The following is a 25324-nucleotide window of genomic DNA, read 5'->3' as shown; positions in this document are numbered from 1 at the left end:
GGACCATGACGACACGCGATTCTGGAGCCGCTCAGAGCACTGAACAGGAAATACCGCGTACTGTTCCACGTTTTTCGGCAACCTTCGATCCTTATGCGATTTCGGAAATCCAGCGTGCCGGGGCGACAGGTATCTATGATATCCGTGGCGCCGGGACCAAGCGCAAACTGCCGCATTTCGACGATCTTCTGTTCCTTGGCGCGTCGATTTCACGTTATCCGCTGGAAGGCTATCGCGAACGCTGCGACACGTCGGTGACGCTGGGCACGCGCTTTGCCAAGAAGCCGATCACGCTGAAGACGCCGGTGACGATTGCCGGCATGTCTTTCGGTGCATTATCAGCCCAGGCAAAGGAGGCGCTCGGGCGTGGCGCCAGCGCGGTCGGCACGTCGACCACCACCGGCGATGGCGGTATGACGCCGGAGGAGCGCGGACATTCTCAGACCCTCGTCTATCAGTATCTTCCTTCGCGCTATGGCATGAATCCCGACGATTTGCGCCGTGCCGACGCGATAGAAATCGTGGTGGGGCAGGGCGCGAAGCCGGGTGGCGGCGGCATGCTGCTGGGGCAGAAGATTTCGCCGCGCGTGGCGAAGATGCGGGATCTGCCTGAAGGGATCGATCAGCGTTCGGCCTGCCGGCATCCGGACTGGACGGGGCCGGACGATCTGGAAATCAAGATCCTCGAACTGCGCGAGATCACCAAGTGGGAAAAGCCGATCTATGTCAAAGTCGGGGCCAGTCGGCCTTATTACGACGTTTCATTGGCGGTGAAGGCCGGGGCCGATGTCGTCGTTCTGGACGGCATGCAGGGCGGGACCGCCGCGACGCAGGACGTGTTCATCGAGCATGTGGGGCTGCCGATCCTGTCGGCGATCCGTCCGGCGGTGCAGGCATTGCAGGATCTGGGAATGCATCGGCAGGTCCAACTGATCGTGTCGGGAGGTATTCGTTCCGGAGCCGACATGGCGAAGGCGCTTGCGCTGGGTGCCGACGCAGTGTCGATCGGTACGGCGGCGCTGATCGCACTGGGCGACAACGCTCCTGAACTAGCCGAAGAATATGCCAAGCTGGGAACCGTGCCGGGTGCCTATGATGATTGGCAGGAGGGGCGCGATCCTGCCGGGATCACGACCCAGGACCCGATGCTGGCGGCGCGGCTGGACCCGGTCCTGGGCGGACGGCGTGTGGCCAATTACCTGTCGGTGATGACGATGGAGGCGCAGGCGATCGCCCGAGCCTGCGGCAAGAGTCATTTGCACAACCTGGAACCCGAGGACATGGTGGCGCTGACGATGGAGGCGGCGGCGATGACGCGTGTGCCGCTGGCCGGTACCGACTGGTTCCCCGGCAAGACGCCGCAATCAGCGGGATAGGGCGGTCATGAAGTCCAATGCGCTGTCCAGGCCGTCATCCGGCGCGTCCTTGTTCGACGAGGGAAAGATCCGCGATGTCCGGTATTTCCTCATCTCCTTTACAGACCTGGCCGGGGTGTCGCGATCCAAGCTGGTACCGATTTCCGCCATCGACGCTATTCAGCGCAACGGCGCTGGATTTGCGGGATTCGCCACCAACCTGAACCTGTCGCCCGCCGATCCCGACCTGGTGGCTATGCCCGATCCGGCCAGCCTGACGGTGCTGCCGTGGAAGCCGGATGTCGCCTGGCTGGCCAGTGACCTGTGGATGGCTGGCCAGCCGATTGAGCAGGGGCCACGCAATACATTGAAGCGGGTACTCGGCCGCGCCGCGGCCGATGGGTTGACGGTGATGACCGGAGTGGAATGCGAATTTTTCCTGATTTCACCAGATGGATCCCAGGTCTCGGATCCGCACGACGATGCCCGGCGGCCATGTTACGATTCCCAGGCGTTGATGCGACGCTATGATGTCATCACCGAGATCTGCGATGCGATCGAGGGCCTGGGCTGGCAACCTTACCAGAACGACCATGAGGACGCGAACGGTCAGTATGAAATCAACTGGCTATATGACGAAGCGCTGGTGACAGCCGACCGTCACACGTTCTTCAAGTTCCTGGTCCGCTCGGTGGCGGAAAAGCACGGCCTGCGTGCGACCTTCATGCCCAAGCCGTTTCCCCATCTGACTGGAACCGGATGCCACGCGCATATCTCGCTCTGGAAGGGTGCGGAAAATATATGCCGTGGCCGAGATGATGATGCGTACGGACTGGGGCTGTCCAGGGAGGGTTATCATTTCGTCGGTGGCCTGATCGAACATGCGCCGGCCCTGTGCCTGTTATTCAATCCGACGGTGAATTCCTACAAGCGCATCAATGCTCCGCGCACGGTCTCGGGCGCGACCTGGGCGCCTAACGCCGTCACCTATGCCGGTGATAACCGTACTCACATGATTCGTGTGCCGGGGGGAGGGCGATTCGAGATGCGCCTGCCCGACGGGGCGGCAAATCCTTATCTGTTGCAGGCGGGGCTGGCTGCCGCGGGATTGGAGGGCGTTCGCAGCCAGCGAGACCCCGGCGCGCCGCTGGAGATCAATATGTACACCGACGGGCATAGCGTCCGCGCGTTGAAAAAATTGCCTTTGAACCTAGTGGACGCAATCAGGGAATTCCGGAACTCGACCGTTCTTCATAGAGAATTGGGAAAGGATCTGGCGGACTCGTACCTGTGGCAAAAAGAGGCAGAGTGGGCGGATTATTGCGCGCATCTGTCCGACTGGGAACGCGCGACGACGTTGGATTGCTGATTGGATTGCTGAACGGAACAGGCGCGCGCGGGGTGATGTGCCGGCCCAAGAAACGGGAGAGGATAGATGGCTGAAAGCTGGCGTATCAGCGCCGTGTCCGAGCGGCACAGGGCTCTGGGATCGGCGCTCGAAGACTGGAACGGCATGGGGACGCCGTGGACATATCGCGGCGACGTGCAGGACGATTATGTCGCGATCCGCACGCGCGCCGGGCTGATGGATGTGTCGGGGCTGAAAAAATTGCATCTGGTGGGGCCACACGCGTCGGCGATCCTTGATTACGCCACCACGCGTAACGTGGCGAAGATTACGCCGGGCCGTTCTGCCTATGCCACGGTGCTGAACGATGCGGGTCGCTTCATCGACGATTGCGTGCTCTACCGCACCGGGCCCAATGCATGGATGGTCGTGCATGGGGCGGGAACGCTGCATGAAATGCTGGCCCAGGCGGTGGTCGGGCGCAACGCCGCGCTTCTGTTCGACGATGACCTGCATGATCTGTCGCTGCAGGGACCACTGGCGGTGGTCTACCTGGAACGCCACGTGCCAGGCATTCGCCAATTGAATTACTTCCATCATATGCAGACGACGCTGTTCGGCGCAGCAGTGACGATTTCGCGCACAGGCTATACCGGCGAACGGGGCTATGAGATCTTTTGCAAGGCGACCGACGCCGCCATGATCTGGGACCGCATCGTCGAGGAAGGGCGCGAGATGGGCATCGTGCCGACCAGTTTCACGGCGTTGGATTACCTGAGGGTCGAGAGCTACCTTCTGTTTTATCCTTATGATAATTCGGAAATCTATCCGTTGGGCGATGATATGCCGGGGGATACGCTATGGGAGCTGGGGCTGGATTTCACCGTCAGTCCGCGCAAGACGCAATTTCGCGGGGCGCCGGCGCACTTCCATGCCAAGGGCCGCGAACGGTTCAGAATCTGGGGTTTGCTGCTGGAGGGACAGCAGGCGCCCGATGCTGGGGCCGCGGTGGTGGCGGGTGGTCGGACGGTCGGCGTGGTGACCTGCGCGATGTATTCGTCGCTGGCCGGCCGGACGATGGCGATCGCGCGCGTGTCGCCGGAATTCGCGATCGACGGGCATGCCGTCGCCGTTCAATCGCGCGCGGTCGAGATCGGCGGTGTTACCCATTCCCTGCCGTTCGACGATCCGCAGAAGTACAAGCGCACGGTGAAGGGTTGATTGCTGCCACGTGAAATCCAACAGGAGAGTGATGTGCCTTCCGCCAGTCTCTTTCCCTTTCGGTCGCTGATGTGGGATTCCCGTGGGCGGCGTCATCTGATGGTACGTGACCGGTCAGACTTGCCGCTGCCGGGCGGGCCGAGGCCGGCGGCGGTGGAGATCTGGAGCGTCGTACATGATTCGCGCGCGGTGCCGAGTCGCGAGGCGGCAGAGGTCCATTTCCGTTCGGCCGCGCAATTGCTGGAGAGTTTGGTCTGTGAACTGCATGCCGCGCATATCGGCCTGCGTCTGTATGGTGCGGGCGGCGAAGCGTTTCTGAGCGCTGTCGCACGACAGGGCGCCGCGGCCGGATTGTGCGACGAGGAGATGGCCTTGGCGTCGCCGGCCGGCGCGGGGCGGCCGGTGATCTGCGTGCATTGCGACACCGTTGCGCCGTCGGTGGCAGGCGACAATCTGGTTTGTGCCGGATGCGGGGCGGAGCTGGAGGTGCGTCCTCATTTTTCCCGTCGTCTTGCGGCTTATCTGGGGGTCTGGCGGGGGCCGTTTGCCGAGGCACGGGCAGACGGCATATGAGCGGCACTATTGCGGCCAGGATCGCGGTGATCGATGTCCTCGCCCCGGCGTTGCGCCGTTTTGTCCTGACGGCCTCTGATCGCCCATTTCCGCCGGTTTCGGCGGGTAGCCATGCGGTGCTGGCCTTTGGGGACGAGACACGGCGGTGGAAAAATCCATATTCAATCGTCAATGCGGCCGAGGATGGCAGCAGCCTGACCGTGATCATCCGGCGGGAGGAGTCGGCCCGAGGCGGATCGGCGTTCCTGCATGACCGCGCCATGGTCGGCATGAGGGTGGACGTGGCGTCGATCGGTAATCTTTTTCCGATCGTCCGCACTGCGCGCCGACATCTGATGGTTTCGGGTGGAATCGGGATCACGCCATTTCTTGCCTATATAGAGGCACTCGAGCGGATCGGGGCAGACTATGTGCTGTTGCATGTCTGCCGTCCCGATGAGCGCGCGGCGTTCGCGAACTTGCTGCCGGACGGGTTGAAGGGTGACGTGCGGATTCATGCCGGACGAAGGGCGCTGGATCTGCCGGCGCTGCTGGCCGCGCAACCGGTCGGGACCCGGCTTTATGCATGCGGACCGGACGGTTTCATGGATCATGTGGCCACATGTGCCCGCCAGGTCGGCTTTCCAGACATGAAGATCCATCTTGAACGCTTTTCCGCAGCCGCAGGCGGTGCGGCCTTTACCGTCACGCTGGCGCGCGACGGTCGGCGCATCGCGGTCGGGGCGGACCAGACGCTGCTGGAGGCGCTGGAGGCGGCCGGCGTGGATGTACCCAGCCTGTGCCGCGGCGGTGCGTGCGGCATGTGCCGCGTAAGGGTTTTGGATGGCCGGCCAGACCATCGTGACCACGTCCTGACCAAGGCGGAGCGCATGGCTGGGACCGAAATCCTGACCTGCGTTTCCCGCACGATGGGGGCGACGTTGACGCTTGATCTGTGACACAGGCGAACTCCACAAATCACGCCAGCACGCCGCGCCGAGGCGTGCCTCCTTGGCGGCCGAAGCCGACGCTCAAGGATTGGCGAATTTGAGATCACCGATCTTCGATACGATGGTCTTGAGAAGGGGTGATGTATTGGCTTCGTTGTAGCCCAGCGACAGGTCGATCGTCGGCGGCACGCCGGCGAGTGGCCTGCTGACGACAGTTGGGGGCAGCAGGTTGCGCGCATAGAGCGGCATCAGGGCGATGCCGCGGGTCGAGGTGACCAGCGACATCGCCATCGCGAGGTTGTCGACATCGTGGTCGGGCGTGAGATCGATGCCCAGTTTCGCGCCGTAGGCGTCGGTCACCGCCCTGAGCGCCGGGGACTTGTCGTGAGGAACGCCGACGCGTTCTTCCCCGATGATGTCCTCGCTGGTGACGGCACTGCGCGCCGTGAGCGGATGATCCACTGGCATCAGCACGATCAGCGGCTCATCGATCAATCGCGTGAAGACGATTCCCGGCGCGTTGCGTTCGTGCCGGAGAAAGGCGAGGTCGATCTTGCCGCGCATCAATCCCTCGGCCAGGTCAGGCGATGAGAGGCTGAGAAGTACGACCTCGGTATTCGGCAGTTCGTCACGCATGATGCGCATGACCGCCGGTAGCCAATCGAATTCATAGCCGGTCAGGAAGCCGAGGACGAAAGACCGCTTGGCGGGCACTGCGGCGCGGCGCGTGGCCTCGACCGTCGCTTCGACCTGGACGAGCACGGCGCGCGCGTGGTCGAGAAACACGCGACCAGCAGCGGTCAGTTCAATGCCCTTTGCACCGCGGATCAGAAGCGCGCACCCAAGCTCGGCCTCGAGATCGCGCATCTGCCGGCTGAGGGATGGCTGCGCGGTATGCAGCCGCTTCTCCGCCGCGACGGTCAGGCTGCCTTCCTCGGCGACGGCGATGAAATACCGGAGATGACGAAGATCCATAATCCATGCCTTACAAGCATGGACCCCAAGAAACAAAGTCTTTTTCCCCGAAGAATTCCAAGCCTATTCCTCTCTCACCGGCCGGATTGTCCAGCCGAGTTTACGCAAGCCCGAAATCCACGATGGCCGAGCCAGACAATCAAGGCATGGCATGGCCAACTGGAACATTATTTCGAGTGGAGAATAACATGACTACGCCCGTCGTTCTGATCACCGGCGCACTCACCGGCATCGCCCGCGCCACCGCTTTCGCCTTCGCCGGGAAAGGGGCGAAGATCGTCGCCTCCGGCCGCCACGACGATGCGGGGGCCGCTCTCGTCGCGGAACTGCGCGCCGTCGGCGCGGAAGCCGAATTCGTCCGCGCCGATGTGCGCCATGAGGACGACGTTCGTGCCCTCGTCGATGAGGCCGTCAGGCGCTTCGGCCGGCTGGACATCGCCGTCAATTCCGCCGGCACCGAAGGCACGCCCGGCCCGGCTGTCGACCAGACCCCCGAGAGCTATGCCGCGACTTTCGACACCAACGTCCTCGGCACGATCCTCAGCATGAAGCATGAACTGCGCGTCATGCAGGCTCAGGGCAGCGGCAGCATCGTCAATATCTCCTCGACCTTCGGGCACGAGGGCGGCGCCGGCGCGTCGATCTATGCCGCGAGCAAGCACGCGGTCGAGGGCCTGACCAAGTCGGTCGCGCTGGAGGTCGGCAGCCTAGGCATCCGGGTCAACGCCGTGGCGCCGGGACCGATTCAGACCGGCATGCTCGATCGCTTCACCGGCGGCGAGGAGGTCAAGGCCTATCTGGCGACCCTCAACGCCCAAAAGCGGATCGGCCAGCCCGACGAGATCGCGCGCGCGATCCTCTACATCGCTTCGGACGACGCCAGCTTCGTCACCGGCCACATCCTGACCGTCGACGGCGGCAAGTCGGCCGGCTGAACCCAAGGGGGCCGGGGTCGAAACCCGGCCCCCGCTGGCATGCCCGACATCCCCGTTCTCATTCCCATTCAAAATGGTGCTGTCATGTCAAACGATCATCTGAAACTCTATGAGTCGAGCGGCTCGCCCAATTCGCGCCGCGTTCGCATCTTTATCGCGGAGAAGGGAATTTGCGTCTCGCGCGTCCCCGTCGATCTCGGCGCGAAGGAGCAGTTCTCCGAAGCCTACGTCAAAATCAATCCGCGCCAGGTCGTCCCGACGCTGGTTCTCGAAGACGGGACGGCGATCGGCGAGGTGCCGGCGATCCTGCGTTATCTTGAAGAGGCCTATCCCGGCACGCCGTTGCTCGGCACATCGCCCGCGGACAAGGCGCTGGTGACGATGTGGGAATGCCGGATGGAGCTTGAGGGCTTTGCGGCGGTGATGGAGACCATCCGCAACAAGGTTCCGGGGCTCAAGGGGCGCGCAATCGTCGGCACGCACGGTTACGAGCAGATCCCGGGGATCGTGGAGCGCGGCTATCAGCGGATCGCGGATTTCCATGCCGATCTGGAAACCAGGCTCGGCGAGGCGCCGTTCGTCGCGGGCGACCGGTTCAGCGCGGCCGACATTACCGCCGTCGTCGCGATCGATTTCGCGGCCAAGGCGTTGGCCCTCCCGATCCCGGACGGGAATGGCGCGACGCGCCGGTGGTGCGACAAGGTCGCCGGGCGCCCCAGCTTCGCGGCCTGAACGATTGCCGCCGTCCCCGACCAGGACGGCGGCTTCACGGTCATTCATGGTTTTCGGCGGCATATCGGAACGGAATATCCGAACGGGGCGAAGACCTGTTCGTTACACCGCGCCGATGGGCTCGTCAGCTTCGTCGTTGATGTCGATTGACCCCAGCCGGGCATTACGGCGGAGAACCTGTGGCGGCTGCCCAAAAGCGCGAAGAAATGCTCTCCTCATGTGGTCGCGGTCGCTAAAGCCGGTTTGCCGGGCCACCATGTCGATCGGATGGCGGCTTTGCTCCATGAGATTGCGCGCGCCCTCGACCCGAAGATTCTCGATCGCCTTGGCCGGAGACTGGCCCGTTTCGGCGTGGAAGGCGCGGCTGAACTGACGCGGGCTGAGGTTGGCCGCTTCGGCAAGGTCGGGGACGGTCAAGGGCTTATGAAGGTTATCGCGTGCGTAGGCGAGGGCCGCCTGGATGCGGTCCGATTTCGGCGAGAGCTCGAGCAAGGTGGAGAACTGCGACTGCCCGCCGCCGCGACGATGGTAGATGACCAGTTTTCGCGCCACGGCCTTGGCGATCTCGGGTCCGAGATCGTTCTCGATGAGCGCCAGGCCGAGGTCGACACCGGCCGTCATGCCCGCCGACGTCCAGATCGGCCCGTCGTTGATGAAGATGCGATCCTCTTCCATCTTCGCCTTCGGATAAGTCCGCTGTAGCGCGCGCGCATGAATCCAGTGGGTGGTGGCGCGCCGCCCATCCAGGAGTCCCGCCTCGGCCAGGACGAAGGCGCCGGTGCAGACCGCTGCGATCCGCCGATGACGCCTGGGCGCGTCCCGCATGAATTCGATGACGCCAGGGGTTGAGGGTGCAATCACGGCGGCACCGCCGACGACAAGCGTGTCGAACGGCTTTTCCGTGAACTGCTCTGTTTCCAGCTTCAGGCCAGTCGAGGTTTTGATCGGGCCGCCCTCTTCGGACACGTAGTGGAACGCGTAGGGCTCGGGATCGACCATAGAATTGGCCACTTCGAAGCCCGCCACCATGGCCAGCGCCATCAGCGAATAGCCGGGGTAAACGAGGAAAGCGATGTCACGCATGGCGTCCCGCCCTATGTCCTAAATGTCCGCTTATATGACATTTGAGACTTTTGGCTGCAAGCTTAGTGTCTGTCCACGGGCTCAATCACGAGCCGTCGAGACGGAGAAACACGATGAGCAGTCCATCCACCAAAGGCGTCGCCGTGATTACCGGCGCGTCGACCGGCATCGGCGCGATGTACGCCGATCGCCTCGCCAAGCGCGGCTATGACCTGATCCTGGTCGCCCGCAATGAGCAGCGGCTTCAGGCGGCCGCCGGGCGCCTGCAGGCCGAGACCGGAGTGACGGTCACCCCGCTGGTCGCCGACCTGAACAATCACGCCGATCTGGCGAAAGTCGAGGCGGTGCTCCGCGACGATCCCAAGATCACCATGCTGGTCAACAATGCCGGCGTCGGCTCGGTTGCCTCGATCCTGCAGGCCGACATCGACAAGATGGAGGCGATGATCGACCTGAATATCACCGCCCTGACTCGTCTGACCTACGCCGCCGCCCCGGCCTTCGTGGCCCGCGGCGCCGGCACCATCATCAACATCTCGTCGGTGGTGGGCGTCGCGGTGGAGGCCCTGAACGGGGTCTACAGCGCCTCGAAATCGTACGTGCTCAGCTTCGGTCATTCGCTGCAGAAGGACCTGGCCGAGAAGGGCGTCCGCATCCAGACGGTGCTGCCCGGCGCGACCGCCACGGCGTTCTGGGACGTCGCCGGCTACGCGCCCCAGAAGACCGCCGAAATCACCATGCAGGCCTCCGACCTGGTCGACGCCGCCCTGGCCGGCCTGGACGCGGGCGAGTTGGTGACCATCCCGGGCCTTCACGAAGGTGAGGCCTGGATCCGTTGGGAACAGGATCGTCGTGACCTGGCCCCGAAGTTCCTCAACCCGAAGCCCGCCCCGCGCTACCACGTCGCCTGACGTGCGCAACGCACCCCGCTAAGGCCCCCCGCCCCTTGGGGCGGCGGCCGTCACCCCAAGGCAAATCCCATGTTTCTGCTGAGCGGCTGATGCGCATCCTGCTGCGGCGCGTTTTGCGTGGCCGGCAGATAAACCGCCAATTTCAGTCCAAAATCCTCGTGGGCCTGGAATGTCGTATATTCGTAACAGATCGGGCCGTTGATTGGATGATGTAGCCGTTTGGTTCCCGATGAGGACGCTTGGACGGCGTGGTCCTTCCACCAGTGCGCGAGTTCCTTGCACCCTGCCTGCACGCGCTCCAGCAACTGTACGAAGGCGCGATCATACGCCCAGAGGTCATAAGTCGGCCGAGACAACCCGGGAGCCGAGATGGTCGTTATTCCAGGCGCTTCACACATGGTGCCGATGGAGGCGGCGGAACGGTTCAACGAAGAACTGATTCGCTTCCTCCGAACCATCGAGACCTGAACGTCCGAGAACCAAATCCGGCCGATGTCCGGACCATGCCTTCCATGCGTCTCGGAGCCAGCCAGCGGTGGGCGTCCTCTGTCAGGGGAGCGGGCGGTTGTCCCGGCAGCCCATGGAAGGGGCCGATGGCCGATGCCGTGCGCAGGCGGTGACGGTCGTAGGGGCGTGCCTGTGTATCCACCGGAGTCCACCAGGCGATGACATTGGACCCGGATCACGCCTCGGGGGCAGCCCACCTCTGGACACTAACATCCGCCAGCGCCTCGAATATAGCCGGTGTGCGTTCCAGGCGGGCGATCGTTCGCGCGCCTTCGAGGGCCGCAACCAATGCGGCTGCGCTAGAGGATGCGCGCGCGGGAGCGAAGCCGCATCCCCTGAAATGCTCCGCAATTATCTCGGTCGAATCGACAAATCCGCGCGCTACCCGTTTGGTCAACTCGGCATCGAGCGCCGGCAGCTCGTTCGCCAGATTTTGCATGAGACATCCATACTGGAAATCGGAGGCGACCATTTCGGCCGCGAATGTACTGAAAATCCGATTAACAAAATTCAGAGCATCGCCTGTCGTCTTCGCCGAGATGTCCTGCAATACGGCAATTCTACATGCAATGTAATGGTCGATCGCTTCTTCTGCGAGCTGAGTCTTTCCGCGAGGAAAGTGAAAGTAGAACGATCCTTTAGGCGCACCGCTTTCTTCAAGGATCTGGGTCAATCCAGTCGCAGTGTAGCCTTGGATGCGAAAAAGCCGTTCCGCCGCGGCGATCGCGCGAGCGCGTGCGTCAGTCTTACGTGCCATGCCGTGAATATACCACGCTTCGCTTGACTCCGCTATGGTGATCGCCATACTATGGCAATCACCATATAAAAAGTTCGGCGCCGTCTTGGCGATGGGGGCGGCCGCCCTGGTTGCGGCTTCACTGCGACCGGGCCACGCAAACCCATGGGAGGAACTGATTTGACGACACCGACATATGGCGGGGGAACGCTTCCCACGGGGGTCCGCTCGCGCATGATCCGTGGGGTCAATGGCCTCGATGTCCATATTCTCGAGGCCGGTTACGAAAGCTCGGGCAGGCCGCTCGCACTGCTTCTGCATGGCTTTCCGGATCTGGCTTACGGCTGGCGGCATCTGATTCCGATCCTGGCCGATGCCGGCTACCATGTCGTGGCACCCGACCAGCGGGGTTTTGGCCGCACCACCGGTTGGGTGAACGGCTATGATGCCCCTCTTGGGCCCTTCAGCCTCTTGAATATGACGCGTGACGCCCTCGGACTGGTTTCGGCGTTGGGGTTTCGACGGACGGCGATGCTTGTCGGGCACGATTTCGGCTCGCCCGTGGCGGCCTATTGTGCGCTGGCCCGACCTGACGTCTTTCCCTCGGTGGTGCTGATGAGCGCACCGTTCCCCGGTCCGCCGGCGTTTCCGTTCAACACTGCGGAAAGCGAGGCAGCGTCGGTCCAACCGAACAATCAATTTCAAAATTTGGCGACGGCGCTGGCGGCGCTGGACCCGCCGAGAGCGTATTATCAGCAATATCTCAGCGGGCGGCGGGCGAATGACGACATGTGGCACCCGCCTCAGGGTTTACGCAGATTTCTTCGTGCATTTTTCTACGTCAAGAGCGCTGACTGGCCAGGAAACAAGCCCTATCCGTTGAAGGGAGGAACCGCCGCAGACCTTGCACAGATGCCTACTTATTACGTGATGGATCTCGGCAAGACGATGCCTGAGACGGTGGCTCCATTCGAACCGTCCGCCGCCGAGGTCAAGGCCTGCAAATGGCTCACCGAGCCGGAACTTGGGGTGTACACGGAGGAGTACGGCCGCACCGGGTTTCAGGGCGCCCTGCAGGCTTATCGCGTCTTTTCCGACCCTGACCTAAACGCTGAGTTACGCCTGTTTTCGGGCAAGGCGATCGATGTCCCGTCGCTCTTCATCGGCGGGAAGAGCGATTGGGGCACCTATGCGGCGCCGGGCGCGCTCGATCTTATGAGGACGAGGGCGGCGACGAGGATGGGTGGCATCGCGCTGATTGACGGTGCCGGTCACTGGATCCAACAGGAACAGCCGGCTCGGCTCGGCGCGCTCCTGCTCGCCTTCATCAACGAGGTTGGTGGGACGGATCAATGATCAGTTCGCTGAAGCGTTCTTCGGGCTCCGCCCATCAAACGGACGCGGCACCATCGCCTGGGCCGGGGCGACCGAGACAAAGAAGGCGATCGACGCGGCGGCGGCGTTGCCGGGCACCTCGCGGAGCATGTCTCTGATCGGCGTGCCGAAGCTCGGCCTCGTTCGATTTAGGGGGCGATGACGTGGCAGGCTTCTGGTCAGCTCGCCCCGGCCCAGGCCACCGCGTCAGCCCCTGCGGGGATCCGCACGGGACTTGAGGGATCGGTCACCGCGCGCCATACGGCTTTGGCGACATCCTGCGGATGCGTGATCGGTCCTGGTTCGCTGAATCCAGCCATGAAGCCCTTGACGAGATCGGCATAGGCCTCGTGGTCGAGGCCCTGCATGCGGGAGCTGCCATTCTCGGCGAAGCGGGTTTCGGGAGCGCGTCCAGGAAGCACGAGGTGTGCGCGCACGCCGAACGGCTGGAGTTCCAGCGCCATCGACTCGGTGAATGCGTTCACCGCCGCCTTGCTCGCTGTGTAGGCTGCGATCAGCGGGATGGCCCTCAAGGTTACGCTCGACGTGACGTTCACGACCACGCCGGCCTTGCGCCCTCTGAACTGCGGCAGCACCGCCTGCGTCACCGCCATCGTGCCGAAGCTGTTGGTTTCGAAGACCTCGCGTATCGTCGACATGGGCGTGACCTCGAACGGCGCCGCCGCACCGAAACCGGCATTGTTGACGAGAGCGTCAAGCGGCCCCGCAGCCTCGACGGCTTGCCGGATGCTGTCCGGATCCGTCACATCGAGTGCGAGCACGCGCACGTTCTTTGAAGCGGGCAGCACGTCTTCGCGTGGTGTGCGCATCGTCGCGACAACCATCCAGTCGCGATCGAGGAAATATTCGGCCGTTTCAAGCCCGAAGCCGGAAGAGCACCCGGTGATCAGAATGGTTTTCATGAAGGACTCTCGGGAGTGGTTGTCTACGCCAAGAGGATAGACCGCCTTATCTGGATCATCTATTATTGAAAATCTATATTTAGTTAGTAAGAGTCCTGAATATGATTGATCCGCTGGCGGAGGTCGTCACACTGCTCCAGCCGAGCGCCCGATACGCGAAGCTGGTCGTTGGAGCCGGGCCGTGGCACATCCGCCGCTCGGACGCCGGGCAGCCCTTCTATTGCGTCGTTCTCGAGGGAGCCTGCTGCCTCGCGATTGACAGGCGCGAGACCATTGAGCTCCGTTCAGGCGACTTCATCTTGGTCCCCGAGGCTTATGGCGTCGCAATGACCAGCATCATGCCAGCTTCGGCCGACTCCTCCGAAGCGGTGCCGGTTGCGCTTGGCGGGGGCGAATTCAGGATCGGCGATCAGGACGGACCACCCGATCTAAGAATGCTGGCCGGCCACTGCGGCTTCGGCTCTCCCGATGCGGACCTGCTGGTGTCGCTGCTTCCGCAGGTCGTGCATGTCCGCGGCGAGCCCCGGCTTGCCACCCTCGTCCAGCTCGTCAGAGACGAGTTCCGCGACCGCCGACCGGCGCGCGAGGTCATCCTCACCCACCTGCTCGAGGTCCTTCTTATAGAGGCGCTTCGGTCGACGGCCGCGACACCGTTCTCGCCCGGTCTCGTGCGGGGGCTAGCCGATGAACGCCTTGCCATGACGCTACGCCGGATGCATGAAAGCCCGACCAAGACGTGGACCGTCGCACAATTGGCGAAGGAGGCTGCGCTTTCCCGTTCGGCCTTCTTCGAACGTTTCAGTCGCGTCGTCGGTCTGGCGCCGATGGCCTACTTGCTGAACTGGCGCATGGCTCTGGCCAAAAACATGCTCCGGCGGAGCGAGGTTGGTATCGCCGAGATCGCGCAACGTGTCGGCTACGGCTCCGCGAGTGCTTTCAGCGTCGCCTTCACCCGCCATGTCGGACTGCCGCCGGCGCGCTATGCGCGGCAGCAATCCGTTCCTGCGCCCTGACCGATGCGGGCGGCGCATCCGGCGACCGAGCGAAGCGGGGAACGGCTTGACTATAAGAGCATATGCTCCTATATGGTCCGTATTGGAGCATATGCTCTTATGTTCGCGCGGAGCAGAACCATGAGCGACGCTGACTTTCTCGTAAGCGGCGCGACGGGCCGGACCGGCGGCGTCGCCATAGACGAACTGTTGAAGATGGGTAGGCGCGTCCGTGCCTATGTGCGCGCCGATGATGAGCGGGCGGCTGCCCTGAGGGCGCGCGGCGTCGATATCGCGGTCGGGGATTTCACCGACATCGACCGGATCCGGGCTGCGATGGAAGGCGTCAAATCGGCCTATTTTCTTTATCCGATTGCGCCCGGAATCATCGGAGCCGCCGCCTGTTTCGCGCAAGCCGCGAAGGAAGCGGGCGTCGCCTCGATCGTCAACATGTCGCAAATTTCGGCGCGCCGGGAGTCGGCGAGCCATGCCGCGCAGGATCATTGGGTGTCCGAACGGGTGTTCGACTGGTCTGGCGTGGCGACAACCCACATTCGCCCGACCTTCTTTGCCGACTGGCTGGTGTACCCGCATTTCGCCAAGGAAATCTGGGCGAAGAAAAAGATCGAATTCCCCTTCGAGAATGGCCGCCATGCCCCGATCAGCACCGACGACCAGGGACGAGTGATCGCCCACCTCCTGGCCAGGCCGGCGGGCCATGAAGGCAAGATCTATACCCTCCATGGTCCGGTCGAGATGAACCATGCCGAAATCGCCGCCGCCATGAGCGAAGTGCTCGACGCCAGGATCGAGTACGCGCCGACTTCGATCGAGGCGTTCAAGGACAAGATGGAAAATCTCTACGGATTTCCGCCGTTCCTCGTACAGCACCTTGTCGAGGTCGCGCAAAACTATCGCGACGGGATCTTCTCGGGCGTCAACGATGCCGTCGAGACGATTACCGGGACGCCGCCGCTCTCGGTCCAGCAGTTCATCGCGCGGAATCGCGCCGTGTTCGCCTGAGCGCGATCCCGGACAGGTCGAGGGTTTCAAAATGTCACACACCCAAGATGAGCGTCATCCGTTTCTGGATGATCTGACGCCTGACGCCGAACTCGTCAGCTCGGTGTTGCGCGGCTCGGTGATCGGGCGCGAAGATATCCGGCTCGCGGTCAACGCCGTCGGAACGTTCTACGCCTCGCAGACACCGACGTTCGTTCAGACCGCCGGTTCGCGGCTTTTCATCGAATACGACGCCGTCCTGACGAGCGGCGAAAGCCTGAGCGCGAGCGTTGTCGTCGACCACAACGCCGATGGCTCTGTGCCGCGCGTGAGCGTGCGGATGAGTCCGTTGGGCGCTGTGCTGTCTCTGGCCTCTCATCTGCGGGATGCGCTCTCGAAGCAGTTGCCGGAAGGCATGTTCCTTTGAATTGACACCCGCCGGCCCGGCGCGAATTGGTTCCCGCCGGCTGCGATTCTCGAAATGGAGTTTGTCATGGACGTCACCGACGCCACCGTCTTCATCACTGGCGCAAATCGTGGTCTGGGTCTGGCCTTTGCACGTGAGGCGCGTCGTCGCGGAGCGGCAAGGGTTTATGCGGGCATGCGCAAGACGAGCGGTTTCGACGAGCCTGGCCTCATTCCGGTCAGGATCGATGTCACCGACAAGGCGTCGATCGCCGCGGCTGCGGAACTGGCGGCGGATACCACGCTGCTGGTCAACAACGCCGGCATCGCCGCCCTGATCGACGGGCCGCTGGCCGCCGATGTCGAAGCGCAGTCCGCCCGCATGTTCGAGACCAACTATTATGGCGTGGTGCGCGTCACGCAGGCCTTTGAGCCGATATTGTCGAACAAACCGCAGGCCGCCATCATCAACGTGCTTTCCGACATTGTCTGGCTTCCGCGGCCCATTCTGGCGCCCTATGCAGCGTCGAAGGCGGCAGCCTGGAACTATACGAACCAGCTTCGCTTTTACCTGCATGAGCGCCGCATCCAGGTTCTCGGGCTGCATGTCGGGTTCGTGGACACCGACCTGACCAATGGGATCGACGTGCCAAAGGCCAGCCCGGATGACGTCGTGCGCCAGACCTATGACGCTCTCGCCGCCGGCAAGAACGAGATCATGGCTGACAAGGGGACTGAGTTGCTGAAGAGCACCCTTGCGGCAGAGGCGCCCGGCTACATCACCCCGCCGGCCGGGCTTTCGTAGAAAATTGAAAGGACAAAGCGATGCTGCCGGTCAGCCAGCCTCTCGGAATCGATCAATGCAATTGCTTCGCCATCAGGAAGGCGAACCGGCAGGTCTCCCGCTTCTACGATGCCCACCTTGAGCCGGCGGGCCTGCGCATCACGCAATTCCTCACCTTGGCGGCCCTGAACGAGGTAGGGAGCGCGGCGGTTAACGCTCTTGCCGAACGGTTGGACATCGAACGGACGGCGATGGGCAAAATGGTCGGGTTTCTGGAACGGGACGGCTTGGTCTGTATCAGGCCCTCTGCCACGGACGGCCGAAGCCGCCTGGTCGAACTCACCGAGGCGGGCCGCCGCCTTCACGACGAAGCGGCGCCCCTTTGGCAGGAAGCTCAACGACAATTCGTGCAACTGAACGGCACGAAACAGGTTGCCACGTTGCAAGGGGCCTTGAAGAGCATTGTGACGGGCGATGATGGCCCGTGAAACGAGGCGCTTGCCTTTAGACGGTCGCGCCCCGCATAACATTCATCACCCGCAAGGAGAGCCGACCATGACATTCGTGACGACCAAGGATGGCGTGAACATCTTCTACAAAGATTGGGGACCGAAGGACGCCCAGCCGATCATGTTCCACCACGGCTGGCCGCTCAGCGCCGACGATTGGGACGCGCAGATGCTGTTCTTCCTCGGCCAGGGCTACCGCGTCATCGCTCATGATCGCCGCGGCCACGGACGTTCGAGCCAGGTCGGCGACGGTCATGACATGGACCATTATGCGGCCGACGCCTCCGCGGTCGCCGAGTCCCTGGACTTGAAGAATGCCATCCACGTCGGTCATTCGACCGGAGGCGGCGAGGTCGCGCGCTATGTCGCCCGGTATGGTCAACCGCAAGGCCGGGTAGCCAAGGCGGTCCTGGTCAGCGCGGTTCCGCCGTTGATGGTCAAGACGGACCACAATCCCGGCGGCACGCCGATCGAGGTTTTCGACGGCTTCCGCGCGGCCTTGGCCGCCAACCGGGCGCAGTTCTTCCTCGATGTGGCTTCGGGGCCGTTCTACGGCTTCAACCGTCCGGGCGCGAAAATCTCGCAGGGCGTCATTCGGAACTGGTGGCGCCAGGGAATGATGGGGAGCGCCAAGGCCCACTACGACGGCATCAAGGCGTTCTCGGAGACCGACCAGACCGAGGATTTGAAAGCGATCACAGTGCCGACGTTCTGCATCCAGGGCGATGACGATCAGGTCGTGCCCTACAGGAACGCGGTCGAGTTGCAGGTCAAGCTGATAAAGTCCAGCACCCTCAAGGTCTATGCGGGGCTTTCGCATGGCCTGCTGACCGTGAATGCCGACCTCGTCAATCCCGACCTGCTCGCATTCATCCGTGGCTGAGCTTTGATCCTGGACCGTTGAAGGTCCATCAAGTCGGCGCGAGGGGCACAGTGCCCCTCGCGTGCAAGTTTAGCCGCGGGGCGGACTTTCCGATCCGGCGGAATTTCCCGCCGTAACCGCTCATCTTTTGCCGCCAAATTGTGTTGGCACACCGCTGCACAAGGTGAAATCATTACTCCTTAACACAGACCACCTATCATGAAGGTGAGGCGACTCTGTCTTTCACCGCGTCACGCCGCCGTTGCTTCCGAAGAGCGATCGTCGCCGCCAGGCGCAAGATGGCAAACCAGCTTGCCGGCCGCAGCTTGTCCAGTCCCACCAAAATTCTCGACGCCCGGACGAGTTGGTCCGCCGGGTAATCCTCCGGCAGCTTCGAGAGAATTTCCGTTGCTTTATCGCGGTTGCGCTTGGCCATTTCCCGATCGGCGCGCGCGAGCAACAGGCGCAGTTCTGCCCTTGTCGCATCGGTGCAGTAGGCTGGCTGTCCTGGCTGTTGGCGCCACGATTCCGCGAGGGAGCCGGCGTCGAACGCGTCGAACCCAAATGCCTCCACAAGAGCCATGATGGCTCTGCGGTTCGCCAAATCATCGCCAGCGACCGGCAGTGCGATGCGGCGCCGGTCTCCTGCGGGCCTACATTGATCGACCAGCCGGGATGCAATGATGCTGTTGAACGCTTTGACCACCGGTACGCCGAGCTTTCGGGAGATCCATTGAGACTCCGGAAGGCCCTGGTCGATTTCCGGGATCGCCCCATCACGTCGCGGGTAATAATTGCCGGCATCGACAATGATCGCGTCGCCAGGAAGCGAGCTGACGACCGATTTTGGCAGATCGGGAACACGACCGAACGGGATGGCAAGAACAAGGACCGCGGCACCCGCGGATATGTCCGTAATGTCGATGGGCTCGGCGCCTGTGCTTTTGGCGACATCCCGAAGGCTCGCCGGACCTCTCGAATTTGCAATCCGGACGACATATCCGAGCGCGACAAGCCGCTTGGCCAGGCCTTGTCCAACAGGGCCAGCGCCGATAACGCCAATTTGCTGCATTTGGGTTCCCTTTCATAACTCTTGATAGTTACGAAGGTATACTGCTATGGGGTTTCCACAAGACGGCACGTTTTTGTGCTTCGGTTACAAGGAGAGAACCGATGCCACCGACGGCAAATGGACAGTCGCAGGCAGATGTGGAGCCGGTCGCTTCGTGCGCACCGCATGATGTGCTCACTCACCTTGGCGATAAATGGACGATTCTTGTGTTATCGATGCTCGCTCAAGCTCCGGATAATCGCGCGAGGTTTTCTGAGATAAAACATGGGGTGCGGGGAATTTCTCAGAGAATGCTGACTTTAACTCTGAGGATGCTGGAACGAAACGGAATCGTATCAAGACATTATTTTCCAGAAGTGCCGCCCCGCGTTGAGTATCAACTGACTTCCATGGGGAAGAGCATGCTGCATCCGATTGAAGTCTTTGCGGGTTGGATCAAGGAGAACTGGCCGGCCATGGAGCAAGCGAGAGGTGTTTACGATGCTGCCGCGAGTGTCTCGAGTTGAGCCGATGCAGTTCAATGGTTTCTACCCGGTTTCAAATCAATTTTTGGAATTATTCGCCTTAGCCGAAACCGCGAATTGTTCGATTCTGTCAGCAATTTTTTGTTTATAGGCGAGCTCCCCTATTGTGCCCGAAGCCCCGGTTAACGCCACCATCATCTCGGCTGACGCCGGAGACATACGCGCCGGACGCCGCCTGATTGAACGGGTGCCCGGCCTCGGCCGCGGGCCGCTCGCCGAAGGCTCCGGTGTTCGGATGCGACGATCGCCCAGCGAAGCTCCCGGAACTCATCCGTGCGGCAGGAACGGCCGCATCCTGCTTGTGCCGCAAGGCACGCAGATCTCCGCGCGACATCCACCTATCATTCTCGTGTTTCAACGTCGCTTAGCCGGCGTGGCAACTGGATTGCGCCAAGAAAGGTGAATGCGTGGAGGCCGCAGAGAATCAGAAACGTCCAAGCATACGCATTCGAAACAGCGTGCCCGGTGGCATGCGGTCCCAGCTTCCACGCTAGAAACGTTGCACAAACGGTCGTCATCGTCGGGCCGCCGAGACGTTGAACGATGTTCAGCGAAGTCGTTGCCATCGGCATTTTCTGTCGGCTGACCGAAGCATAAGCTGCCGTCAGCGATGGCAGGCCGACCCCGCCCATTCCCATTCCTCTCAAGAGTAGAGCGGGAACAAGCACCAGCAGATTCAGCCCCCGTGCGGCAAGGTAAAGTATTGGCAATGTGGCGATGAGTGTCAGGAGCGCGCCTCCTGCGGACACGCGCCGAATGCCGAACCTATCCGTCAGCGCGCCCATGAAGGGATTGGTGAGCATCATGCCAATGCCCAGCGGCGCCAGCATCCAACCCATTTCGCCGGGCGTCCGGCCGCAAGCTTGGATGAGAAACGCCGGGATGAGCATCTGGCCGGCGAACATGCCGCCGTTCGAGAGGAATTGCGTGATGGCCGCTGCGGAGAAGACCTTGCCTCCGAACAGGCGCAAGTCGATCAGCGCATCGTCGCCTTTTCGCCGCGCTGTCCACAAGAAGCCCGCCATCATCGCAATTCCGCCTGCCAGAGTGATGCGCCCCATCACTCCGCCGAGACGCTCGGAGCCATAGAGAAACAGAACCAAGCCCGGTGAGAGCAGCGCGAGGCCGAGCCAGTCCAGAGTCTGTCGTCTCGTCTCGTGCCGATCGTTGGGCAGGAATATGAGCACCAGCAGAAGTGCAACAGCTCCGACCGGCAGATTGACCAGGAACAGCCAGCGCCATGACGCATATTGCAGGATAGCGCCGGCGATGACGGGACCGATGACCGGCGCCAACAGAACGGGCAGCGCCATATAGCCCGCTACGCGGGCCATATGCTTGCCCGCAGCCCGCGCGATCATCATCTGGGTCATGGGCGCCAGGAGGCCGCCGCTGATGCCCTGCAAGGCCCGGAATCCGATCAGGGAGGGTGCCGACCAAGCCAGACCGCACAGCGCCGAGCAGAGTGTGAATGCAGAGAAGCACCACAGATAAAGTGCCTTGGCGCCGATGCGGTCGACCAGCCATCCGTTCAACGGCAGAACCAGGGTGAGCGCCAACAAATAGCCGCTGGTGACCCACTGAATGGTCGAAAGGCTGGTCTTCAGCTCCGCCGCAAGGCTCGACAGGGAGACGTTGACGATCGTCGCATCCAGCTGTGCGAGCAAAGCCCCGAACAGCGCGACGCCGGCGATTTTCCAGACTGAGGGATCGAGCCGATCGTCCGCCGTATCAGCCGTTTCAGGATCGTTTTGTTGCATGCCGCCGTTGAACTGGCCGAAGTGCCGCGCCGAGAACAGCGAGATCAGGAATGCGCCGGCGCCCAGGGCGACGATGTCGGCCGTATTCCGCAACTGGAAATCCCCGACGCGGCAGACCAGCAGGTAGCCGACGACGATATTGAAGAAGCCCCAAAGCACATTGGTCGTCGAAGACGACAGGCCTTGTCCTGGCGGCTTTGCGAATGGACTCTGGAATGGCCGTCCCATCATACCGCTCACGGCGTGCGGCACCGCGTTCGCCAGGAAGAAGCCCCCAAAGAAATAAGCAAGAAGTGGAAGCCAGGACATATCAGGCGCCCCGCGCCGATAGGAGGTCGACAATGTCTTGGGTCGTGCCGGTCTCGCCGAGCTTTGGAAAAATCCGCTCCACGCTGTTGGCATGCGCCTCCGCGCTGAGATCGGTCATGGCGTCGACGGCGAGGGTTACGTTGAAGCCGAGTTCATGGGCCTGACGCGCTGTCGACTCGACGCCGACGCTCGTTGCGACGCCGCAGACCACGACATGGGTGACGCTGGCGGACCTGAGATAATCCTCAAGCCCGGTGTCGGTGAACGCGCCCCAAGTTTTCTTCGACACACGATGATCCTGCGGCTGCTGGTTCAATTCCGGCAGCAATTCGGACCAGTCAGGAGGAAGTCCGCCGCCCGAATGGCTCTGCTCCGTCCGACCCGGCGCCATCCCGACAACGTTGACCAGAACCACGGGAAGATCATCTTGACGGAAGGCGCCAGCCAACCGGCCGGCGTTCTTCAACACCTCCCCGAAGGGATGGGCGCTGGGCATAAAAGCGACGATCTTCTGGAGATCGACGACGATCAGGGCGGTTCTGGGATCGAGTTGAGTCGCAGCCATGACGGCCTCCACGATTGGATGTTTGATTGCTGCCGCAGACTGGCCTTTGGCGGCCGAGGGAAGGAGGTCAGGAATCGCCGACTTGGCGGATGACGGGGATCGCCGCGATGAGCGCTTCTCGTTGAGCCGGATCGAGTTTAGCGAGAGCGCCGACCAACCAGTCCCGCTTCATGGCGCGATGCTTCGTCCTCACCGCGGCGCCAGCCTCGGTCAGCGCGAAGAGCACCTGACGGCGGTCGGTCGGATGGGGCTGTCGCTCGACTAGCCCCTCCTGCTCGAGGCTTCCCAAGATGACGCCCATCGACTGCGGCTTCATCAGCTCTGCGCGCGCCAGGTCCGCCGTGTTCATCGGACCGCCCTCAAGGCGCGACAGCACACCCATCTGCGAAAGGGCCAACTCGGTCGGGTTCGCTTCGGTGCGAAGGCGGCGCAGCACCCGGCTGATGGCCGCAGTGAGATCCTTGGCGACGATTTCTAATGATCGGTCAGTTTCATCCGTCATACCCCATGCATATCATAAGACAGATTAACTTGCAAGTTTATCTGGTTATTGCGATTGGCGCCGCAGCACGGTCAATTGACGCGGCCCGGCGTGGGCTGCGGCATAGGCCACCGCCTCGTTGGCCTCATCCAGTCCGAATTCGGCAAGGCGATACGGACGCCGCATTCGGACAGTCGGTTCACCGGCGATGAAGCGCACGACCGAAGGTCGATCTGCGACGCGGCCGGCGAGCCGATCGATTTGGTCCTGGATTTCCTGGCAAAGTTTTCCAATGTCTCCTGACTGCGGCCAGTGACCGCGACCCGCCCCGCGCTCATCGCCAATGCCATCGCGATTCCTGCGCCGCCGAAGCCCCCGGTTCCGCCGTTGACGACAAGCGTCTCGCCGGCCTGCAGATTGCCTGCAAGTAGACCTCCGGAGGGAACCAACAGTCAGCCGCCGTGAACCCGCAGCCACCCGGCGACGCGGTCGATCACCGGCTGTTCGATGTCATAGTAGCCGTGCGGCGATAGCGAGCCGCACGCGCTTTGCGACCGCTGGGCGCCGCCGCTGACCGGTAACAACTGCACACTCGGAGAGTGGATCATGGCCGCGACGATGCGCTCTGCCATTGCGGGAGGCGCCACGTCGCAAGCATCGTCGCGGTTGGCGACGATCAGGGCGGGGACCCGCACGTCCTGCGGCCTGGCATCGAAGACGGTCTCCGTGCTGCGACGCCCGGGAACACTCACCGACTCGGTCAGCACCACGCCTGCAATCAGCCCAGGCCCAGCCCGGGCGGCGGCGTTCATCGCCGCGATCGTTCCTTGGCTGGTGCCGACCAGGAACACCGGCGCCTGAAACCGATCCCGAGCATAGCCAGCTACGTCATCCACCAAGCGGCCGTATGCGGGAGAACTGCGCACGCCGCGCAGGTTCGCCTGATCGATGGTGTCCGGGATCACCACGGCATAGCCCTTCGCCACCCAAGCCGCCCGCGTGCGGACGACGAAATTGTCGTCGTGCCGCGGATCGCCGTCGCGCCCTACGCCAACGTCGCCCGTTCCCCCCGGGAGCATGACCAGCGTGGCGCGCGGATGAACCGGCGCATCGAGCAGCACACGCTGGGTGACTCCATCCCCTAATGGCAGATCCACAACTTGTTCACCGGCGGCGGAGGTCGACCACGCCGGCTCGGGCTGCGCAAGGGCCGGAGCGGATACAGCAGGTAAGACTGTTGCGGCAGCGAGCAGCGAAAAGTTCAGCATGGCGAACTATCCCAGTCCTCCGTTTGTCGCTCCGCTACACCGCTGAGGATGAACGACGAGGGGGGGTGCCCAAGAAGAGACTGGCGTCCCGAACCCCGCCTTCATTCGGCTACGATGGACGATAGCTGACGTGGATTCATGTAATCCCGGAAATGTACGACCTTGCCGTCCCGGGTCTTGATGAACCAGACGTAGGAGATTTCCCTGACCGCGTCGTCGGCAACGCGCCGGTGATGTCCCGTGGCTTCGACGATCAGTTCATCATCCGCTACCCGCGCCCGCACATCGCTGAGCGCGCCGAAGCGGAGGAGCGATGGCAACCGGCTCATATAGACCGCGATGGCGTCACGCCCGACAAGCTCACGCGGGGCGCCCTCGGGTGCAAATGGAAATTCGTGAACTGCCTCGGGCGCGTAGATCGTCATCCATCGCCCGATATCTCCCGCGCGAAGCCCTTCGAGCGCCTGTTCGAACCAGTCCGGCAAACAAGATGTTGGGGTCATGAGGCAACCTCGCTATAATTCGGACCATGGGTCCAACAGCCTCTTCTATATCGGACTATCAGTCCGAAACGCAAGTCGTGCGGCGTGGGCGTCGCCCGCTTTCCCCTGTCGCGATGCTGGCGGCCGCCGACAGGCTGTTTGCCGCAAGCGATGTTCCGGGGAACGTGACGATGGACGCCATCGCGGCTGCTGCCGGGGTCGGCAAGGGGACGCTCTTTCGCGCCTTTGGGAGCCGTGACGGGCTTCTCGATGTGCTTTGGGCGTCTAAGATCGCGGCCTTACGCGAGGAGGTCGAGCGGGGTGCGCCGCCGTTCGAAGCCGCCACGACGCCAGAGGAGCGGCTTGTGGCGTTCCTGGATGCGGTTCTGACGTTCAAGCTGGACAACCGGCATCTGATCCGTGCCCGCGAGGTCGGCGCAGGTCTCCTGCAATCACCTCACTACCGCTGGATGCACAAGATCGCGCAAACGCTTATCGAAGATGCTACGAGCCCAACGACGGCGGACGACTCGCTCTATGTCGCCCACGCGCTGCTGGCCTCGCTCCATATCGATCTCATCGACGAACTGCTCGCGAGCGGTCTTTCGCTACAGGCGATCCGGCGCGCACAGGCCATGCGTGTCAGGGCTGTGGTCGACCACGCCGGCTCGGGCTGTGCGAAGCGCTCCGACCGACGATAGTAGGCC

General features: G+C 62.6%; 30 protein-coding genes. 17 read left to right on the top strand and 13 right to left on the bottom strand.

Annotation, left to right across the window (positions count from 1 at the left end; translation table 11 throughout):
- Window positions 1–5: 5 nt before the first annotated feature.
- The 5 genes from HUK84_RS00710 (at window position 6) to HUK84_RS00690 (ending at window position 5435) form a co-directional block, all read left to right on the top strand.
- The gene (locus tag HUK84_RS00710; RefSeq protein WP_176638475.1) at window positions 6–1376 is read left to right on the top strand and encodes an FMN-binding glutamate synthase family protein; all 1371 of its coding nucleotides are present in this window, start codon (window positions 6–8) and stop codon (window positions 1374–1376) included.
- 7 nt (window positions 1377–1383) lie between these two features.
- A complete protein-coding gene (gene glnT, locus HUK84_RS00705) occupies window positions 1384–2724 on the top strand; it encodes a type III glutamate--ammonia ligase (protein ID WP_176638474.1) in 1341 nt (446 codons plus the stop codon).
- 66 nt (window positions 2725–2790) lie between these two features.
- The gene (locus HUK84_RS00700; protein WP_176638473.1) at window positions 2791–3924 is read left to right on the top strand and encodes an aminomethyltransferase family protein; all 1134 of its coding nucleotides are present in this window, start codon (window positions 2791–2793) and stop codon (window positions 3922–3924) included.
- A 33-nt stretch (window positions 3925–3957) separates the two neighbouring features.
- Window positions 3958–4497 (top strand): dimethylamine monooxygenase subunit DmmA family protein, encoded by a 540-nt coding sequence (locus HUK84_RS00695; RefSeq protein ID WP_218064111.1) that lies wholly within the window; start codon window positions 3958–3960, stop codon window positions 4495–4497.
- Window positions 4494–5435, top strand: coding sequence for a PDR/VanB family oxidoreductase (locus tag HUK84_RS00690; protein WP_176638471.1), 942 nt, complete (start codon window positions 4494–4496; stop codon window positions 5433–5435). Before HUK84_RS00695 ends, HUK84_RS00690 begins: the two co-directional genes overlap by 4 nt.
- Before the next feature lie 72 nt (window positions 5436–5507).
- Here HUK84_RS00690 and HUK84_RS00685 read toward each other — a convergent pair whose 3' ends face one another.
- Window positions 5508–6401 (bottom strand): LysR family transcriptional regulator, encoded by an 894-nt coding sequence (locus tag HUK84_RS00685; RefSeq protein WP_176638470.1) that lies wholly within the window; start codon window positions 6399–6401, stop codon window positions 5508–5510.
- Window positions 6402–6589: 188 nt separating this feature from the next.
- On the opposite strand from HUK84_RS00685, the gene HUK84_RS00680 reads away from it, so the two are divergent.
- Together HUK84_RS00680 and HUK84_RS00675 are read left to right on the top strand one after the other, a co-directional pair.
- Window positions 6590–7336: an SDR family NAD(P)-dependent oxidoreductase gene (locus HUK84_RS00680; RefSeq protein WP_176638489.1), complete on the top strand. Its 747-nt coding sequence runs from the start codon at window positions 6590–6592 to the stop codon at window positions 7334–7336.
- A 39-nt stretch (window positions 7337–7375) separates the two neighbouring features.
- The gene (locus HUK84_RS00675; protein ID WP_218064110.1) at window positions 7376–8068 is read left to right on the top strand and encodes a glutathione S-transferase family protein; all 693 of its coding nucleotides are present in this window, start codon (window positions 7376–7378) and stop codon (window positions 8066–8068) included.
- Between the two features lie 102 nt (window positions 8069–8170).
- On the opposite strand, the gene HUK84_RS00670 is transcribed toward HUK84_RS00675, so the two are convergent.
- Entirely contained in the window at window positions 8171–9151 is a 981-nt protein-coding gene (locus tag HUK84_RS00670) for a GlxA family transcriptional regulator (protein WP_176638469.1), read from the bottom strand.
- A 143-nt stretch (window positions 9152–9294) separates the two neighbouring features.
- On the opposite strand from HUK84_RS00670, the gene HUK84_RS00665 reads away from it, so the two are divergent.
- A complete protein-coding gene (locus HUK84_RS00665) occupies window positions 9295–10062 on the top strand; it encodes an SDR family NAD(P)-dependent oxidoreductase (RefSeq protein ID WP_317135191.1) in 768 nt (255 codons plus the stop codon).
- Window positions 10063–10112: 50 nt separating this feature from the next.
- Here HUK84_RS00665 and HUK84_RS00660 read toward each other — a convergent pair whose 3' ends face one another.
- Together HUK84_RS00660 and HUK84_RS00655 are read right to left on the bottom strand one after the other, a co-directional pair.
- Window positions 10113–10490, bottom strand: coding sequence for an MmyB family transcriptional regulator (locus HUK84_RS00660; protein WP_246285253.1), 378 nt, complete (start codon window positions 10488–10490; stop codon window positions 10113–10115).
- Window positions 10491–10744: 254 nt separating this feature from the next.
- Window positions 10745–11374: a TetR/AcrR family transcriptional regulator gene (locus tag HUK84_RS00655; protein WP_218064108.1), complete on the bottom strand. Its 630-nt coding sequence runs from the start codon at window positions 11372–11374 to the stop codon at window positions 10745–10747.
- 111 nt (window positions 11375–11485) lie between these two features.
- Here HUK84_RS00655 and HUK84_RS00650 point away from each other — a divergent pair, with 111 nt between their 5' ends.
- Window positions 11486–12661, top strand: a complete 1176-nt coding sequence (locus tag HUK84_RS00650; RefSeq protein WP_218064107.1) for an alpha/beta fold hydrolase — start codon at window positions 11486–11488, stop codon at window positions 12659–12661.
- On the opposite strand, the gene HUK84_RS23475 is transcribed toward HUK84_RS00650, so the two are convergent.
- Together HUK84_RS23475 and HUK84_RS00645 are read right to left on the bottom strand one after the other, a co-directional pair.
- Complete coding sequence (locus HUK84_RS23475; protein WP_281362707.1) at window positions 12662–12790, bottom strand: hypothetical protein; 129 nt, start codon at window positions 12788–12790, stop codon at window positions 12662–12664. It abuts the gene before it with no gap.
- Between the two features lie 68 nt (window positions 12791–12858).
- On the bottom strand, window positions 12859–13602 hold the full coding sequence (locus tag HUK84_RS00645) for an SDR family oxidoreductase (protein WP_176638466.1): 744 nt from the start codon (window positions 13600–13602) through the stop codon (window positions 12859–12861).
- A 101-nt stretch (window positions 13603–13703) separates the two neighbouring features.
- On the opposite strand from HUK84_RS00645, the gene HUK84_RS00640 reads away from it, so the two are divergent.
- The 6 genes from HUK84_RS00640 (at window position 13704) to HUK84_RS00615 (ending at window position 18177) form a co-directional block, all read left to right on the top strand.
- Entirely contained in the window at window positions 13704–14615 is a 912-nt protein-coding gene (locus tag HUK84_RS00640; RefSeq protein WP_176638465.1) for an AraC family transcriptional regulator, read from the top strand.
- Between the two features lie 120 nt (window positions 14616–14735).
- Window positions 14736–15617: an NmrA family NAD(P)-binding protein gene (locus HUK84_RS00635; RefSeq protein WP_176638464.1), complete on the top strand. Its 882-nt coding sequence runs from the start codon at window positions 14736–14738 to the stop codon at window positions 15615–15617.
- A 31-nt stretch (window positions 15618–15648) separates the two neighbouring features.
- Complete coding sequence (locus HUK84_RS00630; RefSeq protein ID WP_176638463.1) at window positions 15649–16023, top strand: hypothetical protein; 375 nt, start codon at window positions 15649–15651, stop codon at window positions 16021–16023.
- Window positions 16024–16089: 66 nt separating this feature from the next.
- Complete coding sequence (locus tag HUK84_RS00625) at window positions 16090–16806, top strand: SDR family oxidoreductase (RefSeq protein WP_176638462.1); 717 nt, start codon at window positions 16090–16092, stop codon at window positions 16804–16806.
- A 20-nt stretch (window positions 16807–16826) separates the two neighbouring features.
- Window positions 16827–17273 (top strand): MarR family winged helix-turn-helix transcriptional regulator, encoded by a 447-nt coding sequence (locus tag HUK84_RS00620; protein ID WP_176638461.1) that lies wholly within the window; start codon window positions 16827–16829, stop codon window positions 17271–17273.
- A gap of 67 nt (window positions 17274–17340) precedes the next feature.
- A complete protein-coding gene (locus HUK84_RS00615) occupies window positions 17341–18177 on the top strand; it encodes an alpha/beta fold hydrolase (RefSeq protein ID WP_176638460.1) in 837 nt (278 codons plus the stop codon).
- 196 nt (window positions 18178–18373) lie between these two features.
- Here the strand turns inward: HUK84_RS00615 and HUK84_RS00610 are convergent, their stop codons facing one another.
- The gene (locus HUK84_RS00610; protein WP_176638459.1) at window positions 18374–19228 is read right to left on the bottom strand and encodes an NADPH-dependent F420 reductase; all 855 of its coding nucleotides are present in this window, start codon (window positions 19226–19228) and stop codon (window positions 18374–18376) included.
- A gap of 101 nt (window positions 19229–19329) precedes the next feature.
- Here HUK84_RS00610 and HUK84_RS00605 point away from each other — a divergent pair, with 101 nt between their 5' ends.
- Window positions 19330–19734 (top strand): winged helix-turn-helix transcriptional regulator, encoded by a 405-nt coding sequence (locus tag HUK84_RS00605; RefSeq protein WP_176638458.1) that lies wholly within the window; start codon window positions 19330–19332, stop codon window positions 19732–19734.
- Between the two features lie 359 nt (window positions 19735–20093).
- Here HUK84_RS00605 and HUK84_RS00600 read toward each other — a convergent pair whose 3' ends face one another.
- From HUK84_RS00600 to HUK84_RS00570, 6 genes are all read right to left on the bottom strand, one after another.
- Entirely contained in the window at window positions 20094–21512 is a 1419-nt protein-coding gene (locus HUK84_RS00600) for a DHA2 family efflux MFS transporter permease subunit (RefSeq protein WP_176638485.1), read from the bottom strand.
- 310 nt (window positions 21513–21822) lie between these two features.
- On the bottom strand, window positions 21823–22386 hold the full coding sequence (locus tag HUK84_RS00590) for an isochorismatase family protein (RefSeq protein ID WP_176638457.1): 564 nt from the start codon (window positions 22384–22386) through the stop codon (window positions 21823–21825).
- A gap of 67 nt (window positions 22387–22453) precedes the next feature.
- On the bottom strand, window positions 22454–22888 hold the full coding sequence (locus HUK84_RS00585) for a MarR family winged helix-turn-helix transcriptional regulator (RefSeq protein ID WP_176638456.1): 435 nt from the start codon (window positions 22886–22888) through the stop codon (window positions 22454–22456).
- A gap of 45 nt (window positions 22889–22933) precedes the next feature.
- On the bottom strand, window positions 22934–23086 hold the full coding sequence (locus tag HUK84_RS00580) for a hypothetical protein (protein ID WP_176638455.1): 153 nt from the start codon (window positions 23084–23086) through the stop codon (window positions 22934–22936).
- Between the two features lie 233 nt (window positions 23087–23319).
- Window positions 23320–24135, bottom strand: coding sequence for an alpha/beta fold hydrolase (locus HUK84_RS00575; protein ID WP_246285251.1), 816 nt, complete (start codon window positions 24133–24135; stop codon window positions 23320–23322).
- 101 nt (window positions 24136–24236) lie between these two features.
- A complete protein-coding gene (locus tag HUK84_RS00570) occupies window positions 24237–24638 on the bottom strand; it encodes a nuclear transport factor 2 family protein (RefSeq protein WP_176638454.1) in 402 nt (133 codons plus the stop codon).
- A 113-nt stretch (window positions 24639–24751) separates the two neighbouring features.
- Here HUK84_RS00570 and HUK84_RS00565 point away from each other — a divergent pair, with 113 nt between their 5' ends.
- A complete protein-coding gene (locus tag HUK84_RS00565; protein ID WP_176638453.1) occupies window positions 24752–25318 on the top strand; it encodes a TetR/AcrR family transcriptional regulator in 567 nt (188 codons plus the stop codon).
- Window positions 25319–25324 lie beyond the last annotated feature (6 nt).

The organism is Nguyenibacter vanlangensis (assembly GCF_013376155.1).
Lineage (GTDB): Bacteria > Pseudomonadota > Alphaproteobacteria > Acetobacterales > Acetobacteraceae > Gluconacetobacter > Gluconacetobacter vanlangensis.
Note: the sequence above shows the minus strand (reverse complement) of the source record. Positions and strands in the feature narration are given on the sequence as shown.

Bases quoted from the DNA above. Each gene is read 5' to 3' on its own strand.
- HUK84_RS00700 (WP_176638473.1), top strand. From the start codon at position 2,791: ATGGCTGAAAGCTGGCGTATCAGCGCCGTGTCCGAGCGGCACAGGGCT.
- HUK84_RS00565 (WP_176638453.1), top strand. From the start codon at position 24,752: ATGCTGGCGGCCGCCGACAGGCTGTTTGCCGCAAGCGATGTTCCGGGG.
- HUK84_RS00615 (WP_176638460.1), top strand. From the start codon at position 17,341: ATGACATTCGTGACGACCAAGGATGGCGTGAACATCTTCTACAAAGAT.
- HUK84_RS00630 (WP_176638463.1), top strand. From the start codon at position 15,649: ATGTCACACACCCAAGATGAGCGTCATCCGTTTCTGGATGATCTGACG.
- HUK84_RS00635 (WP_176638464.1), top strand. From the start codon at position 14,736: ATGAGCGACGCTGACTTTCTCGTAAGCGGCGCGACGGGCCGGACCGGC.
- HUK84_RS00645 (WP_176638466.1), bottom strand. From the start codon at position 13,602: ATGAAAACCATTCTGATCACCGGGTGCTCTTCCGGCTTCGGGCTTGAA.
- HUK84_RS00590 (WP_176638457.1), bottom strand. From the start codon at position 22,386: ATGGCTGCGACTCAACTCGATCCCAGAACCGCCCTGATCGTCGTCGAT.
- HUK84_RS00570 (WP_176638454.1), bottom strand. From the start codon at position 24,638: ATGACCCCAACATCTTGTTTGCCGGACTGGTTCGAACAGGCGCTCGAA.
- HUK84_RS00585 (WP_176638456.1), bottom strand. From the start codon at position 22,888: ATGACGGATGAAACTGACCGATCATTAGAAATCGTCGCCAAGGATCTC.
- HUK84_RS00575 (WP_246285251.1), bottom strand. From the start codon at position 24,135: ATGCTGAACTTTTCGCTGCTCGCTGCCGCAACAGTCTTACCTGCTGTA.
- HUK84_RS00600 (WP_176638485.1), bottom strand. From the start codon at position 21,512: ATGCAACAAAACGATCCTGAAACGGCTGATACGGCGGACGATCGGCTC.
- HUK84_RS00620 (WP_176638461.1), top strand. From the start codon at position 16,827: ATGCTGCCGGTCAGCCAGCCTCTCGGAATCGATCAATGCAATTGCTTC.
- HUK84_RS23475 (WP_281362707.1), bottom strand. From the start codon at position 12,790: ATGCTCCGCGAGGTGCCCGGCAACGCCGCCGCCGCGTCGATCGCCTTC.
- HUK84_RS00710 (WP_176638475.1), top strand. From the start codon at position 6: ATGACGACACGCGATTCTGGAGCCGCTCAGAGCACTGAACAGGAAATA.
- HUK84_RS00605 (WP_176638458.1), top strand. From the start codon at position 19,330: ATGCCACCGACGGCAAATGGACAGTCGCAGGCAGATGTGGAGCCGGTC.
- HUK84_RS00655 (WP_218064108.1), bottom strand. From the start codon at position 11,374: ATGGCGATCACCATAGCGGAGTCAAGCGAAGCGTGGTATATTCACGGC.
- HUK84_RS00690 (WP_176638471.1), top strand. From the start codon at position 4,494: ATGAGCGGCACTATTGCGGCCAGGATCGCGGTGATCGATGTCCTCGCC.
- HUK84_RS00685 (WP_176638470.1), bottom strand. From the start codon at position 6,401: ATGGATCTTCGTCATCTCCGGTATTTCATCGCCGTCGCCGAGGAAGGC.
- HUK84_RS00625 (WP_176638462.1), top strand. From the start codon at position 16,090: ATGGACGTCACCGACGCCACCGTCTTCATCACTGGCGCAAATCGTGGT.
- glnT (WP_176638474.1), top strand. From the start codon at position 1,384: ATGAAGTCCAATGCGCTGTCCAGGCCGTCATCCGGCGCGTCCTTGTTC.
- HUK84_RS00670 (WP_176638469.1), bottom strand. From the start codon at position 9,151: ATGCGTGACATCGCTTTCCTCGTTTACCCCGGCTATTCGCTGATGGCG.
- HUK84_RS00675 (WP_218064110.1), top strand. From the start codon at position 7,376: ATGCCCGACATCCCCGTTCTCATTCCCATTCAAAATGGTGCTGTCATG.
- HUK84_RS00640 (WP_176638465.1), top strand. From the start codon at position 13,704: ATGATTGATCCGCTGGCGGAGGTCGTCACACTGCTCCAGCCGAGCGCC.
- HUK84_RS00610 (WP_176638459.1), bottom strand. From the start codon at position 19,228: ATGCAGCAAATTGGCGTTATCGGCGCTGGCCCTGTTGGACAAGGCCTG.
- HUK84_RS00680 (WP_176638489.1), top strand. From the start codon at position 6,590: ATGACTACGCCCGTCGTTCTGATCACCGGCGCACTCACCGGCATCGCC.